Annotated in this window: 12 protein-coding genes; 5 read left to right on the forward strand and 7 right to left on the reverse strand. The window is 61.3% G+C overall.

Annotation, left to right across the window (positions count from 1 at the left end):
* Positions 1-7 precede the first annotated feature (7 nt).
* Positions 8-1,021 carry a type II secretion system F family protein gene (locus DS839_RS24690; RefSeq protein WP_119273146.1) on the forward strand — a complete coding sequence of 338 codons (1,014 nt, stop codon included), beginning with the start codon at positions 8-10 and terminating at the stop codon, positions 1,019-1,021.
* 34 nt (positions 1,022-1,055) lie between these two features.
* Positions 1,056-2,003 (forward strand): type II secretion system F family protein, encoded by a 948-nt coding sequence (locus tag DS839_RS24695; RefSeq protein ID WP_368911896.1) that lies wholly within the window; start codon positions 1,056-1,058, stop codon positions 2,001-2,003.
* 21 nt (positions 2,004-2,024) lie between these two features.
* On the opposite strand, the gene DS839_RS24700 is transcribed toward DS839_RS24695, so the two are convergent.
* Positions 2,025-2,795, reverse strand: a complete 771-nt coding sequence (locus DS839_RS24700; protein ID WP_162918779.1) for a tetratricopeptide repeat protein — start codon at positions 2,793-2,795, stop codon at positions 2,025-2,027.
* A 199-nt stretch (positions 2,796-2,994) separates the two neighbouring features.
* Between DS839_RS24700 and DS839_RS24705 the strand changes: the two genes are divergently transcribed.
* From DS839_RS24705 to DS839_RS24715, 3 genes are all read left to right on the forward strand, one after another.
* On the forward strand, positions 2,995-4,386 hold the full coding sequence (locus DS839_RS24705) for a leucyl aminopeptidase family protein (protein ID WP_119273149.1): 1,392 nt from the start codon (positions 2,995-2,997) through the stop codon (positions 4,384-4,386).
* 77 nt (positions 4,387-4,463) lie between these two features.
* On the forward strand, positions 4,464-4,808 hold the full coding sequence (locus DS839_RS24710) for a MarR family transcriptional regulator (RefSeq protein ID WP_119273150.1): 345 nt from the start codon (positions 4,464-4,466) through the stop codon (positions 4,806-4,808).
* 9 nt (positions 4,809-4,817) lie between these two features.
* Complete coding sequence (locus DS839_RS24715) at positions 4,818-5,666, forward strand: C40 family peptidase (RefSeq protein ID WP_119273151.1); 849 nt, start codon at positions 4,818-4,820, stop codon at positions 5,664-5,666.
* A gap of 30 nt (positions 5,667-5,696) precedes the next feature.
* Here DS839_RS24715 and DS839_RS24720 read toward each other — a convergent pair whose 3' ends face one another.
* Genes DS839_RS24720 through DS839_RS24745 form a run of 6 tightly spaced genes read right to left on the reverse strand, consistent with a single transcriptional unit; the run spans position 5,697 to position 14,216 of the window.
* Positions 5,697-6,644: a 2-hydroxyacid dehydrogenase gene (locus tag DS839_RS24720; RefSeq protein ID WP_119273152.1), complete on the reverse strand. Its 948-nt coding sequence runs from the start codon at positions 6,642-6,644 to the stop codon at positions 5,697-5,699.
* A gap of 2 nt (positions 6,645-6,646) precedes the next feature.
* The gene (locus tag DS839_RS24725; protein ID WP_119273153.1) at positions 6,647-8,278 is read right to left on the reverse strand and encodes an ABC transporter ATP-binding protein; all 1,632 of its coding nucleotides are present in this window, start codon (positions 8,276-8,278) and stop codon (positions 6,647-6,649) included.
* A complete protein-coding gene (locus DS839_RS24730) occupies positions 8,275-9,378 on the reverse strand; it encodes an ABC transporter permease (RefSeq protein WP_119273154.1) in 1,104 nt (367 codons plus the stop codon). The genes DS839_RS24725 and DS839_RS24730 overlap by 4 nt, the downstream gene beginning before the upstream one ends.
* Positions 9,379-9,381: 3 nt before the next feature.
* Positions 9,382-10,494: a microcin C ABC transporter permease YejB gene (locus tag DS839_RS24735; RefSeq protein ID WP_119273155.1), complete on the reverse strand. Its 1,113-nt coding sequence runs from the start codon at positions 10,492-10,494 to the stop codon at positions 9,382-9,384.
* A 12-nt stretch (positions 10,495-10,506) separates the two neighbouring features.
* Positions 10,507-12,342 (reverse strand): extracellular solute-binding protein, encoded by a 1,836-nt coding sequence (locus DS839_RS24740; RefSeq protein ID WP_119273156.1) that lies wholly within the window; start codon positions 12,340-12,342, stop codon positions 10,507-10,509.
* Positions 12,339-14,216 (reverse strand): extracellular solute-binding protein, encoded by a 1,878-nt coding sequence (locus tag DS839_RS24745; protein WP_119273157.1) that lies wholly within the window; start codon positions 14,214-14,216, stop codon positions 12,339-12,341. Before DS839_RS24745 ends, DS839_RS24740 begins: the two co-directional genes overlap by 4 nt.
* Between the last annotated feature and the right edge of the window lie 174 nt (positions 14,217-14,390).

The following is a 14,390-nucleotide window of genomic DNA, read 5'->3' on the forward strand; positions in this document are numbered from 1 at the left end:
AGTGCACATGGAACTTCCCGAGGGTCTTCAGCAATACGGCTTTCTTGCCCTGGTTGCATTGGCCGTGGGCGGTCTCCTGCTGGCCGTTCTGTTTCCATATTTCTCCGGCGCCAAGCAGACGGAAAAGCGGGTAAGGGCGTTAACCGCCGATGAAAGGGCGCCGGTAAAGCCCGGCCTGCGCGCGAGGCTTCTGGCGGAAGACCCCAAGGATGCACGGCGCAAGCAGCTCCAGGAATCGCTCAACCAGCTGGGTGAGCGCGAACGCCAGCGCCGGCAGAAACTGACCTTGCGCGTGCTGATCATGCAGGCGGGCTTGCAGACCTCGCCGCGCACTTTCTACATTTTCTCGGTCGGCGTCGGCGTGATGATCGGTTTAGTCACCTTCGTCATAGGCGTGCCTTGGTACGTTGGGATTGTTGCCGGTTTTGCCGGGTTCCTGGGACTGCCACGCTGGACTTTGAAATACCTGCGCCGGCGCCGCCAGCAGGTATTCCTCAACGACTTTGCCGATGCCATCGACATCATGGTGCGCGGCCTCAAATCGGGCCTGCCGATCCATGATGCGATGAGGATCATTTCGACGGAAACGCCAGCGCCCGTCGGCCCGGAATTCCTCGAGATCGTCGAAGGACAGCGCGTGGGCATCAGCATCGATCAGGGCATCGACCGCCTGTTCGAGCGCATGCCGCTGCCTGAGGTGAATTTCCTGGCTATTGTGATGGCCATCCAGTCCAAGACCGGCGGCAATCTCGCGGAAGCCTTGAACAATCTGTCCAAGGTCCTGCGCGATCGCAAGAGAATGAAGGCGAAGGTCCGGGCGATGAGTCAGGAAGCAAAAGCGTCCGCGGCCATCATCGGCTCTCTGCCCTTCATCATCATGGCCGCGCTGACCGTGCTCAATCCCGCATATCTCAACCCTTTGTGGGACACGCCAATAGGAAACGCCATGGTGATCGGTTCGGGCATATGGATGCTGATCGGAATCCTGATCATGCGTAAGATGGTCAATTTCGACTTTTGACGAAGGCGTTGCGGTTATGGATCTTGAATTTTTCATGAAGCCCGAAGGTCTGATCACGCTGCTTGTCGGCCTCTCGGCCTTTGCCACCATCCTGACCATCGCCGCACCCTTGCTGCAGGGCGACCAGATGCGCTCGCGCATGAAGGGCATCGCGACCGAACGCGAACGCCTGCGCGCCGCGCATCGCGCAGCACTTGCCGATACGGGACGGCTGCGCGACAAGCCCCACCCTGGCCTCCTGACCCAGCTCGTCGAAGCGCTCAATCTGCGCAAGGTTTTCGAAGCTGAAACCTCGCGCGACGGTCTGCGGCAAGCCGGTTATCGCAGCGAGCGCTATCTCGTCTATTTCCTCGCCGCCCGCCTGATCACGCCGATCGTCCTCGGAGTCATCTTCTTCATCTATTCGACCCAGGTGTTCGGCGATACCATTCCGACAAGCATGCGCTTCGCCTCCTTGCTTGTCGGCCTGGTGGCGGGCTTCTATCTTCCCAATGTCTGGATCAAGAACAAGATCGGCCGCCGCCAGCTTTCGATCAAGCGCGCCTGGTCGGATGCGCTCGACCTCCTGCTGATCTGCGTCGAATCGGGCATGTCGATCGAGGCGGCGATGCAGCGCGTGGCGCGTGAGATCGGCAGCCAGTCCGTGCCTCTTGCGGAGGAGCTGACTCTGACTTGCGCCGAGCTGTCCTATCTGCCCGACCGCCGCAAGGCCTTCGAGAACCTGGGTAAGCGGACCGGCCTGCCGACGGTCAAATCGGTAGTGACGAGCCTCATCCAGTCGGAACGCTACGGCACACCGATGGGCCAGGCGCTGCGCGTACTCGGCCAGGAGAACCGCGACATGCGCATGTCGGAGGCCGAGAAGCGGGCAGCCTCGCTGCCGCCGAAGCTCACCGTGCCGATGATCCTGTTCTTCCTGCCGGTGATCTTCATTGTGATTCTGGGCCCGTCCTTGATCATGGTACTCGCAGCCAACCGCTGATCCGGAGATCCGACAGGACCATCAGCCTGCCGGCTTCTCGGTGAGCTGCTGCCAGGTATTGGGCTGCGCCAGCATCTTCTGCAGATAGGCCATATTGGCGTCGACCTGGTCGGGCGGGAGATCGGCGCTGGCGATCTGGCGCGCCTCCTCGAAGCGCCCTTGCAGGCCGACGACGAGGGCGAGGTTCTGCCTGAGCCTTGGCTCGCTCTTGCCCGCCGGCAGGTCGGAAGCCTCGCGCAAGGTCTTTTCCGCCTGCTTGAGGTTGCCTTCGAGCGCATAGGACATGCCGAGATTGTTCAGCACCGCGGCATTGTCGGGCGCGAGCTTGAGGGCGCGCTGATAGTAGTCACGCGCTTCGCCATATTTGGCCTGCTGGTCAAGCGTCGAGCCCATGGCGGAATAGACTTTCCAGTCGCTGCTGCCTTGGGCGATGGCCTTGGCGAGCGCCGGCTGCGCCCGATCCGGCTGCCCGGCTTGCGCCAGCTCACGGCCATAGGTGGCGAGCAGCGTCGGATTCTCCGGATGATATTGGATGAGCGTCGCCAGCACCTGCAATTGCTGGTCGCTCTGTCCGAGCTTCTTGAGTCTGCTCGCATAGGCGAGACCAAGTCTCAAGTTCTTGGGATCGTTCTGCCAGCTCTTGCCGAGCTTCGCGGTCTCCTTCAGCGACGGCGGCGAGGTGCTGCCCGTCGTCATGGGGTCGGCGCCGTCGAGGCTCGCCGATTTGTTCTGACATGCGCCGAGCGCCAGGGACGCGGCGAGGAGGAGGCCTGCAAAGCATGTGCGTCTCAAGATTTGAGATCGAGAGGAACCCGACATGCTTTACTACTCCGCTGTTGGCGTTGTCGGGTGGAAGACCGCACCCTGTGTTTCAGTCCATCTTCGGGAAGAGACCTCAACAAACCATTAACCATAACGGGGCTTTGCTTTAGACTTGAAACCTCCTATCCGGTTCGCCTGACCCTCCCCCCGCACGGCCCAAGGACCTCCCATGCCAGATCCATCGCTTGTTCTCTTGCCCGCAAGCCGCAGCCGCGGCGCCATTCCGATCGTCCCCGTCACCCGGCAGTCATGGTCCGCGGTCGAGCGCGGCCTCGCCAAGACCGCCCGGACGTGGCTCAAGGCCTCTGGCTTTACGGCTGGGGCAGGCAACCATGCTCTGCTGCCGGACCCGTCGGGAAAGCTGAAAAAGGTTTTCTACGGCATCGCCGATGCGGCAAAGCCGGTAGATCCGTTTGATTTCGCGAGGCTGGTCCGGGCCCTTCCGGAAGCCGACTATCGCATCGAAGGCGACTTGCCCGACCTCGGAAACGCCGTCCTGGGCTGGATCTTGGAAAGCTACCGTTACGAGCGCTATCGGACACCCGCTTCGCCGTCCGCCCGCCTTGTCTGTCCCTCGGACCTCGATCGTGCCGCTCTGCTGAAGGTGGCGGCGGCGCATTTCCTGGTGCGCGATCTCGTCAATACGCCCTCGCTCGACATGGGGCCGGATGAGCTCGAAGCGGCCGCGCGCAAGCTCGCCGGCCAGAATCGCGCCAAATTGCGCGTGGTGGCGGGCGAGCGCCTCGCCCGCGACTTCCCCATGATCCATACGGTCGGTCAGGCCTCGACCAGGAGGCCCCGCCTCATCGATTTCACCTGGGGGCCGTCGCGCGCGCCCAAGGTCACGCTGGTGGGCAAGGGCGTGTGCTTCGACACGGGCGGCCTCGATATCAAGCCGGCCTCGGGCATGCTGCTCATGAAGAAGGACATGGGCGGGGCGGCGAATGTCCTAGGCCTCGCCCAGATGATCATGGAGGCGAAGCTCAAGGTTCGTCTGCGTGTCCTCATTCCCGCGGTCGAGAACGCCATAGCGGGAAATGCCTTTCGCCCGGGTGATGTGCTCACGAGCCGCAAGGGCATCAGGGTGGAGATCGGCAACACCGATGCGGAAGGGCGGCTCATTCTGGGCGATGCCTTGGCGCTGGCGGATGAGGAAAGCCCCGATCTCCTCATCGATATGGCGACCCTGACCGGCGCCGCGCGGGTGGCGCTCGGGCCCGACCTGCCGCCTTTCTATACGAGCGACGATGGCGTGGCGGGAGACTTGGCGCGCCATGCCGTGGCGGCCAATGATCCCCTCTGGCGCATGCCGCTTTGGACGCCTTATTACGCCCTGATCGAATCCTCGATCGCCGAGCTCAACAATGCCGGCGAGTCGGGATTTGCCGGTTCCGTCACTGCCGCCTTGTTCCTCAAGCGCTTCGTCGAGCGCGCCAGGGCCTATGTCCATTTCGATATTTTCGCCTGGACGCCCGTGGCGAAGCCTGGCCGGCCGAAGGGCGGCGAGGCCCAGGCGATCCGTGCCCTCTTTGGCCTCATAGCGGAGCGCTATGGCAAATAGCTTGCAGTCTGGGGCGGGCTAGGCCAGAATGAAACGGCTCCGAAACGATTAAGGGACGGAGCGGTGGATCTGGGTTTATGAGCGTCACTTTGTCGGCGGCACAGGCGTTGCAGCTTTGGCATGACGTGAATCTGCATCTGGTTCGCGGCGACGAGCCGGATCTTTCGACGCGGCAAGTTACGCTGCTGTTGACCGTCTATCTCGAAGCGCCGCCGCATACCGTGCGCGATCTGGCCAGGAAGCTCGGCGTCTCAAAGCCCGTGATCACGCGCGCCCTCGATTCGCTCGGCAAGCTCGATCTTCTGGCGCGCCGGCGCGACGAGACCGACCTGCGCAACGTTCTCGTTCAGCGAACGGTAAAGGGCGTGCTTTATCTTGAGCGCTTGGCCGAAACCGTTGGCAAGCTCGCCAAGCAGGTCTAATGGGTTCCCATGAACAGCTTCGATCCGCGTCTTCATGCCATCCGTCCCGACATTGCCGATGCCCGCCTGGGCAAGGCCGCAGAGAGCGCGCGACTGGTCGAAGGCGAGGTCCGCGAGGTGGCGGCGCCGCTTCTGTCGCTCTACGGCGAACCGCGCTTCGATGCCCGCCTCGACACGCAAGGCTTGATGGGCGAGCGCGTGCGCGTCTTCGACGCCCGAGAAGGCTGGGCGTGGCTGCAGCTCGAGAGCGACGGTTATGTCGGCTATGCGGCGCAAGACGATCTCGCCGTCCCCAATGACGCGCCGACCCATCGCATTGCCGTTCCCTCGACCTTCATGTTCCCCGCACCCGACATCAAATCGCAGCCGGTCGTGACCGTGACCCTCAATGCGAGGGTCTGCGTTGTCGGTGGTGATGAGCGATTTGCCCATCTCGACAATGGCCGCTTCGTCGTCGCCCGTCATCTCAAGCCCTTGTCCGAGAGCGAGCCGGATTTCGTCGCCGTGGCGGAAGCCCATCTGCATGTGCCCTATCTGTGGGGCGGCAAGTCGGTGCTCGGAATCGATTGCTCAGGGCTGGTACAGCTCGCGCTCGAGGCGGCAGGCCACGCTTGCCCGCGCGATGCCGACATGCAGGAGAAGGACCTCGGCCGCGCTTTGCCGAAAGACGATCTGGGCACGCTCGAGCGCGGCGATCTCGTCTTCTGGGACGGACATGTCGGCGTCATGACCGATGCGCGGATGCTGCTGCACGCCAATGCCTATTTCATGCAGGTGACGCATGAGCCCTTGAATGTCGCGGTCGAGCGCATCGCCCGGCGCAACAGCCCGATCACCTCGATCAGGCGGCTTATATGAGTCTGGATGGCCGCCTCAATGGGCGGCCACTTAGTATCCCCGCTCGCGGTCGATGATGTTCTCGACCGGCAGGCCCTTCTGATGCCGCCGGATCTGGCCGAGCACATAGGCGGAAATCGTGTCGGGATCGGAATCGGCCGCGGCATGCGGCGTGACCCAGACCTTAGGGTGGTTCCAGAACGGACTGTCTTGCGGCAGGGGCTCGGTCTCGAACACATCGAGGCTCGCGGCATGGAGCTCGCCCGCATCGAGGGCGGCCAGTATATCGCTTTCGACCTGCTGCTTGCCGCGCCCGGCATTGATCAGCACCGGTCCGCCGAGCGGGCCCCGGCGCGACAGCTTGGCGATGACGTCGCGGTTGATGATGCCGGTGGTTTCCGGCGTATGCGGCAGGAGGCACACGAGAATATCCGTTCGTTTCAGGAACGAATCGAATTCCGGAGCGCCGGCAAAACATTCTATGCCCGGAATGGTCTTGCGCGTCCGGCTCCAGCCCACGACCTTGAAGCCCATCAGGCTGAGCTTGCGGGCGGAATCGGTGCCCATGACGCCGAGCCCCATGATGCCGACGGTCAGGGCCGAGGCGGCATGGGTCGGGAAGCAGTCCCAGATCCGGTTGCGCTGGTTCTCCTCCATGCGCCGCTGCTGGCGGTGATGCATGAGCACGTTCATCACCACATATTCGCTCATCCGCATGGTGAGGTCGGGGTCGATGACGCGGGCGATCGGCACGCTTTCCGGCAGCGTCGGGTCCTTCAATATGGCATCGACGCCCGCTCCCAGCGAGAAGATCACCTTCAGATTGGGCAGGCTCTTCAGCACATTGGCGGGCGGCAGCCAGGCGACGGCATAGGTGATGTCCTCGATCCGGCCGGTTTCCTTCGGCCAGACGCGGACATCGAGATCGGGCGCCTGCCGGCGCATGGCGTCGGCCCACAGATTGGCGTCCCAGTTGTTGAGGAGATAGAGCAGGGCCATGATTATTGCTTGACGACATCGGCGGGCGCCGTGCGCAGATGCAGCGCCGCGGCAATGAGGGCTTTTGTATAGTCGGTTTTCGGCGCGTCGAAAATCTCCGCCGTGGCGCCATGCTCGACCGCAAGTCCGTCGCGCATGACGATGACCTCGTTGGCCAGCGCCCGCACCACCCTGAGATCGTGGCTGATGAACAGATAAGCGAGATTGTGGTCCTGCTGGATCTGGCGCAGCAGATCGACGATCTGCGCCTGGACCGACATGTCGAGCGCGCTCGTCGGCTCGTCGAGGACGACGAATCTGGGCTCCAGCGCCAAGGCGCGGGCGATCGCTATGCGCTGGCGCTGGCCGCCGGAGAATTCGTGCGGATAGCGCTCCATGGTCGAGGGATCGAGGCCGACCTCGGTCAAGGCCTTGGCGACGCGCTCGCGGCGCTGCCTGGCGGTGAAGGCTTTGTCCTGGACGATCAGGCCCTCTTCGACGATCTGCCGGACCGACAGGCGCGGTGACAGTGAGCCATAGGGGTCCTGGAACACGATCTGCATCTCCTTGCGCAGGGGACGCATGGCGCCGGCATTGAAGCCGTCGATCCTGGTTCCGGCATAGGCGATCGGACCTTGCGAGGCGATCAGCCGCAAAAGCGACAGGCCGAGCGTGGTCTTGCCCGAACCCGATTCCCCGACGATGCCGAGCGTCTGTCCAGCCCTGACCGTGACATCGACGCCGTCGACGGCCTTGATATGCCCGACGACCCGCCGGAAGAAGCCGCGCTTGATCGGGAACCACACCTTGAGCTTTTCGGCCTTGACGACGACGGGCGCGGTCTCGTCCGACCGGGGCGGCTTGCCCTTGGGCTCGGCCGCCAGCAGCATCTTGGTATAGGCATGCTGGGGATTGCTGAAGACCTTCTCGGTTTCGCCCGCTTCCACGATCTTCCCGCGCTGCATGATGCAGACCTTGTCAGCCATGTGCTGCACGATGCCGAGATCATGGGTGATGAGGAGCAGCGCCATGTTTGTTTCGGCCTGCAGATCCTTCAAGAGCTTCAGGACTTGCGCCTGCACCGTCACATCGAGCGCCGTCGTCGGCTCGTCCGCGATCAGGAGATCGGGATTGTTGGCAAGCGCCATGGCGATCATTACCCTCTGGCGCTGGCCGCCCGACAGCTGGTGCGGGAAATCCTGGAGCCGCGTTTCGGGATTGCGGATGCCGACCTTGGTCAGGAGGTCGATGATGCGCTTGCGCCGCGCCGCTCCGGACAGCCTCTGATGGATTTCGAGGATCTCACCGATCTGCCGCTCGACCGTATGCAACGGGTTGAGCGAGGTCATCGGCTCCTGGAAGATCATCGTGATGTCGTTGCCGCGCACCTTACGCAAGGTGTTCTCGTCGGCGTGCAGCAGCTCCTGGCCCTTGAAGCGGATCTCACCCGAAGGATGGGAGGCCGAAGGGTAGGGCAGGAGCTTCAGGATCGAGAGCGCCGAGACGGATTTCCCCGAACCCGATTCGCCGACCAGCGCCAAGGTTTCGCCTTGGCCGATCGAGAAGGAGACGTGATCCACCGCCAGGTTGGTGTTCTTGCCTTGCGTGAAGGCGACGGACAGATCCTTGACCGTGAGAAGCGGGGCTTCGCTCATCCGAAAGTCTTTCGCGGATCGAGGGCATCGCGCACCGCCTCGCCGATGAAGACGAGGAGCGACAGCATGATGGCGAGGACGAGGAAGCCCGTGATTCCGAGCCATGGCGCCTGAAGATTCTGCTGGCCCTGGCTCAAGAGCTCGCCCAGCGAGGGCGACCCGGGCGGCAGGCCGAAGCCCAGATAGTCGAGCCCAGCCAATGCCGTGACCGAGGCGGCGACGATGAAGGGCATGAAGGTGACGGTCGAGATGAGCGCATTGGGCAGAAGATGCTTGAACATGATCTTCGTGTTGGTCAGGCCGAGCGCCCGGGCCGCCCTGACATATTCGAGATTGCGCCCCCTGAGGAACTCGGCCCGCACGAGCCCGACCAATTGCGTCCAGGAGAACAGGACAAGGATGAAGAGCAGGAGCCAGAAAGTCGGGGTGATGAAGGCCGAAAGGATGATGAGCAGATAGAGTGTCGGGATCGACGTCCAGATGTCGATGAAGCGCTGGAACAGGAGGTCGGTCCAGCCGCCGAGATAGCCCTGCACGGCGCCTGCGGCGACGCCGATGACGGAGGACAGCACAGCCAGGATCAGGCCGAAGAACACCGATATGCGGAAGCCGTAGATGAGCCGCGCCACCACATCGCGCCCCTGGTCGTCAGTGCCCAGCCAGTTCAGATTGCCGGCGATGCAATTGGGGTCCTCCGTCTTCAGCGGATATTTGGCGCAGGCCTCGTCCCAGCTCATGCCGAAGGCGGGTTTCGAGGGCGCCGGCGTCGGCAGCTCGTTGTTGACCGAGGCGTAGGAGTAGCGGATTGGCGGCCAGACCATCCAGCCATTGGCCTTGATCTCGTCCTGGATGAAGGGATCGCGGAAATCGGTCAGGGCGAGGAAGCCACCGAATTTCTCCTCCGGATAGTCGTTGAGGAAGGGGAAGAGGAGCTCGCCCTTGTAGGAGGCGACGATGGGACGATCATTGGCGATGACGGGCGCGAAGACGCTGATCACGAACAGGACAAAGAAGATCCAGAACGACCAAAAACCGCGCTTGTTCACCCGAAACAGGTGCCAGCGCCGTTCATTCAGTCCGGAGAGCTTGATGAGAGCCATGAATTAGAGGTCTCGGGACTCGAAATCGATCCGGGGATCGACGAATGTGTAGATGAGATCGCTGATCAGCGCCACGAAAAGTCCGACCAGCCCGGCGATATATACATTGGCGAAAAACACCGGGTAGTCGCGGTTGAGGGCGGCGGTATAGGTGAGGAGGCCCAGGCCGTCGAGAGAGAAGATATTCTCGATGAGGAGCGAACCGGTGAAGAAAGCACCGAGAAAGGCGCCCGGAAATCCCGCGATGACGAGCAGCATCGCATTACGGAAGACATGACCGTAGAGCACGCGCCGCTCGGTCAGCCCCTTGGCCCGGGCGGTGATGACATATTGCTTGCGGATCTCATCGAGGAAGGAGTTCTTGGTGAGGAGTGTCGTGGTCGCGAAGCCGCCGATCCCCATGGCGATCAAAGGCAGCACCAGATGCCAGGCATAGTCCATCATTTTGCCGAAGAAAGAGAGATCCGCGAAATTATCGGAAGTCAGGCCGCGCAGCGGGAAAACGGAGAAGTAGCTGCCGCCGGCAAACAGCACGATCAGAAGGATGGCGAGGATGAACCCCGGTATGGCGTATCCGACAATGATGACCGTCGAGGTCCAGATGTCGAAATGAGTGCCGTCCTTGACCGCCTTGCGGATGCCCAAGGGAATGGAAACGAAGTTGGTGATCAGGAGCAGCCAAAGCCCAAGCGAGATCGATACCGGCATCTTCTCGATCATCAGGTCGAGAACGGGCTTGTCGCGGAAATAGCTGTCGCCGAAATTGAAGGTGAGATAGTTCTTCATCATCAGCAGGAAGCGTTCGACCGGCGGCTTGTCGAAACCGAACTGGACTTCGAGCTTCTTGATGAATTCGGGATCTAGGCCCTGGGCGCCGCGATATTTGACGGCCAGCGAATTGCTGCCAAAGGCGCCGGGATCCGCCCCACGCCCGGCATCGCCGCCCTGGCCGCCGCCGATCCTCGCCGTCGCATCGACGGCGGTGCCCTGGATCTTCGAGATGATGCGCTCGATCGGCCCGCCCGGCACGAACTGGACGATGGCAAAGGTCAGTATCATCATGCCGAGCAGCGTCGGAATCATGAGAAGCAGACGTTTTGCGATATAAGCGCCCATATATGTGCCGTCCTAGTTGCCGCGCTTCAGGGTCTTCGCCTTCTCGGCGTTGGTCCACCAAGTGTCCAGGATGCCTGTGTCATCCAGGGAGCCTGAGTCATAATCGGGTTGAATTTTGGGCCTTTCGAAGATGTCCCAGCGCACGATCCAGTGGCTGGCCTTGTACCAATTCGGCACCCATATGTGCTCGGCCCTGAGCACCCGGTCGAGAGCCCGGCCGGTGAACAGAAGCTCCTCGCGCGACTTGGCGGCGATCATCTTTTCGATCAGCGCATCGATGACGGGGAGCGCGATGCCGGAGAGATTGAAGCTGCCGGTTGCCTTGGCCGATTGCGAGCCGAGCAGGCCTCTGAGCCCGACACCGGGCGTCGCGTCACCCGAAATCCGGGCGATCTCGGTGTCGAAATCGAATTCTTTCACCCGTTGCTCATGTTGAGCGGGGTCTATGTTGCGCATAACGGCGTCGATGCCGAGCAGCCGCAGATTCTTCACATAGGGAGCGAGGATCCTCTCGCTGGTCGGATCGTCGATCAGGAATTCCATGGTGAATTTCTCGCCCTTGGCGTTCACCAGTTGCGTGCCCTGGCGCTTCCAGCCGGCTTCGGCGAGAAGCTGGGCTGCCTGCCGCAGGAGCTTGCGGTCCTGGCCCGATCCATCCGAGACCGGTGGGACATAGACCTCATCGAAGACTTCCGGCCGCAGATCCTTCCGGAACGGCTCGAGGATCTTGAGCTCCTCTTCCGATGGCTTGCCCTCTGCCTTCAGCGGCGAGTTCTCGAAGAAGCTCACGGTGCGGTCATAGGAGCGATAGAAGAGATTGGCATTGGTCCACTCGAAGTCGAAGGCAAGGTCGAGCGCCTTGCGCACCCTTATGTCCTGGAATTTCTCGCGCCTCAGATTGATATAGAGCCCTTGCGCGCTCGAGGGCGACTTGTCCGGCAGCACCTCCTTGATCAGACGGCCTTCGGCTACCGATTTGATGTTGTAGGCGGTGGCCCAGTCACGCGAGGTGAATTCCTCGTGCAGATCGAGAATTCCGGATTTCAAGGCCTCGACGGCGGCGGTGCGATCCTTGAAATACTCCATCCGAATCTCGTCGAAATTCCAGCGGCCCTTGTTGACGGGAAGATCGGCAGCCCAGTAGTCGGCACGCCTCAGATAGGAGACATATTGGCCTTCCCTGAAACGACCGATCTTATACGGCCCCGAGCCCAAGGGCGGCGTTAATGTCGACTTGGTGAAATCATGTGTGGCGTAGTAGGCCTTGGACAGGATGGGCAGATCCGCCGCGACGGTCAGTGGCAGGTCCCGCGTATTCTCTCCCTTGAAAGTGTAGCGCACTTCATAGGGCGAAAGCACTTCACATTTCTCCACATCGCGGATGAGAACGCGCAGGCGTTCGTGCCCTTCGGTCGAGATGAGGCGAAAGCTGTCGCACACATCGTCGCCCGTGAGTTTGCTGCCGTCGGAGAAGCGAGCTTCCTCGCGCAATTGGAAGGTGACGCTCTTCTTGTCTGGGGCCAGATCGGCGCTCTTGGCGACCAGCCCATAGACGGCGTCCGGTTCGTCATTGGCGCGTACCATCAGAGTGTCAAACATCAACTGATAATTCTGCGCCGGATTGCCTCTGAGAATATAGCCGTTGAAGCTGTCAAAGGCGTCGATCGCCAGGATCCCGCGGCTCGCTAGTCGCCCGCCCTTCGGCGCGTCTGGATTCACATAGTCGAAATGCTTGAAATCGGGCGGATATTTGAGATCGCCGAAGGCCGAGAGACCATGCCGCGGCTCGGCCGAAGCTGTGGAGATGAGAAAGACGAGCGCCAGGCTGGCGGGCAGCACGTATCTCATTTATTGGCCGCCGTCTTCTTGGCTTTTTCCTCATCCCACCACCAGAGCATCGGGAAGCCGAGGGCATAGGGCGGGTTGGGCTCGGGATAGCCGAAGCGGTTCCAGTAGGGCAGGAATTGCTCGGCCCGGTAGAAATCGGGCACCATGTAGTAATTCCACAGGAGAACACGGTCGAGCGCCTTGGTGGCGGCGATGAGCTCGTCGCGGTTGGTGGCGAAGATGATGAGATCGATGATCTTGTCGACCACCGGATTCTTGATGCCGATCACATTGCGGCTGCCCTTCTGGTCGGCGGCCAGTGTTCCCCAATACTCGCGCTGCTCATTGCCGGGCGACAGGCTCTGCGCGAAGACGGAGGTGATCACGTCGAAATCGAAGTCACGAATGCGATTTTGATATTGCGCCGAATCGACCGTGCGGATGGTGACGGCGATGCCGAGGCGCTCGAGGCTCGGCTTGTAGGCGAGGTTCATGTCCTCGAAAGCCGGATCGTCGAGCAGGAATTCCATGGTCATCCGCTCGCCGGTCGCATCATTGGTAAGCGCCCCGTTCTTGATCGACCACCCCGCTTCCTTGAGAAGCTCCACCGCTTTGCGCAAATTGGCGCGAATATTCTGGGGCGTGCCGTTGACGGGGTTGACGTATTCGGTCGTGAACACTTCCCCCGGGAGCTGGTCCTTGAACAGGCTGAGGATCTCGAGCTCGCGGCCCTGCGGCAGGCCGGTGGCGGCGAGCTCGGAATTCTGGAAGTAGCTCTGGGTGCGCTTGTTGTAGTCGCCGAAGGAGAGCACGCGCATGCGGCCTTCGAAGTCATAGGCGAGATTGAAGGCGTGGCGTACCCTGGGATCGGCGAACTTGGCCCGTCTCGTATTGAAGACGAAGCCCTGCATCTGCTCGGCATCCTTGGTCGTGAAGATCTTCTTGATGACATTGCCCTTCTTCACCGCGGGAAAATCATACTGGGTTTCCCATTCCTTGGTGCCGGTGCCGAGCCTGACATCGAGCTGGTCGCCCTTGAAGGCTTGGAAAATAATGTTGCGGTCGCGGAAATAAATGAGCTCGATCTCGTCGAAATTGTCCTGGCCGACATTGACCGGCAGCTTCTCGCCCCAATAGTCCTTGACCCGTTCGAAGATGATCGATTGTCCGGCCTTGAAGCTCTTGATGCGATAGGGGCCGGAGCCGAGCGGCGGCTCGAGCGTCGTCTCGGCGATATTCCGCTTCTTGCCGGAAGCATTCGTGCCCTCCCAATAATGTTTTGGGATCACCATGGCCTGTCCCATGATGCCGGGCAGTTCGCGATTGCCTTTGCTGTCGAAGGCGAAAGTGACCTCATTGTCGCCGGTCTTTTCGACCTTGATGACGTTCCGATAGTAAAATTGGTATTGCGGATTGTTTTCTTTCAGGAATGTGAAGCCGTAGATGACGTCTTCGACCGTGATGGGCTTACCGTCCTGCCAGCGCGCCTCGGGGCGCAGGCGAAACGCGACATAGGAATCATCCTCGGGATGATAGGTGCTCTCGGCGATAAGGCCATAGGCCGAGGCCACTTCATCGAAGCTCTGAGCGGTCAGGGTCTCGAACACGGTCCCGGCATAAGCGGCGGGGTCGCCCTTGATGATGAAAGGGTTGAAGGTGTCGAAGGATCCGACAGTGCCGAGCCTCAGTCTGCCGCCTTTCGGGGCGTTCGGATTCACATAGTCGAAATGCTTGAAGTCGGGCGGGTATTTGAGTTCGCCATAGATGTTATTACCGTGACTGAACACCCGGTCATCAGCCTTTGCCCGTTCGACGGAGAGCACCTTGATGCAGGAAAGCGATCCGAGCCCCAGGAGAGAGACGGTTTTGATGAGGCTGCGGCGGGTAAGGATCATCGCTCAGGGCTCTCCTTTGATTTACTTGACCCAAAGATACGCATTCCAAGCCGGAATGCAAAACATCGGAGCGTGCGCCGGTCGGTTAAATCTTTGTGAGATTTGCGGTTTTCTGCAGACTCAGACGCAAACGCAAAGGACCGGCTTTTGTGCCGGCCCTTTTGAATAAGTCAA

Source organism: Taklimakanibacter deserti, from assembly GCA_003574785.1.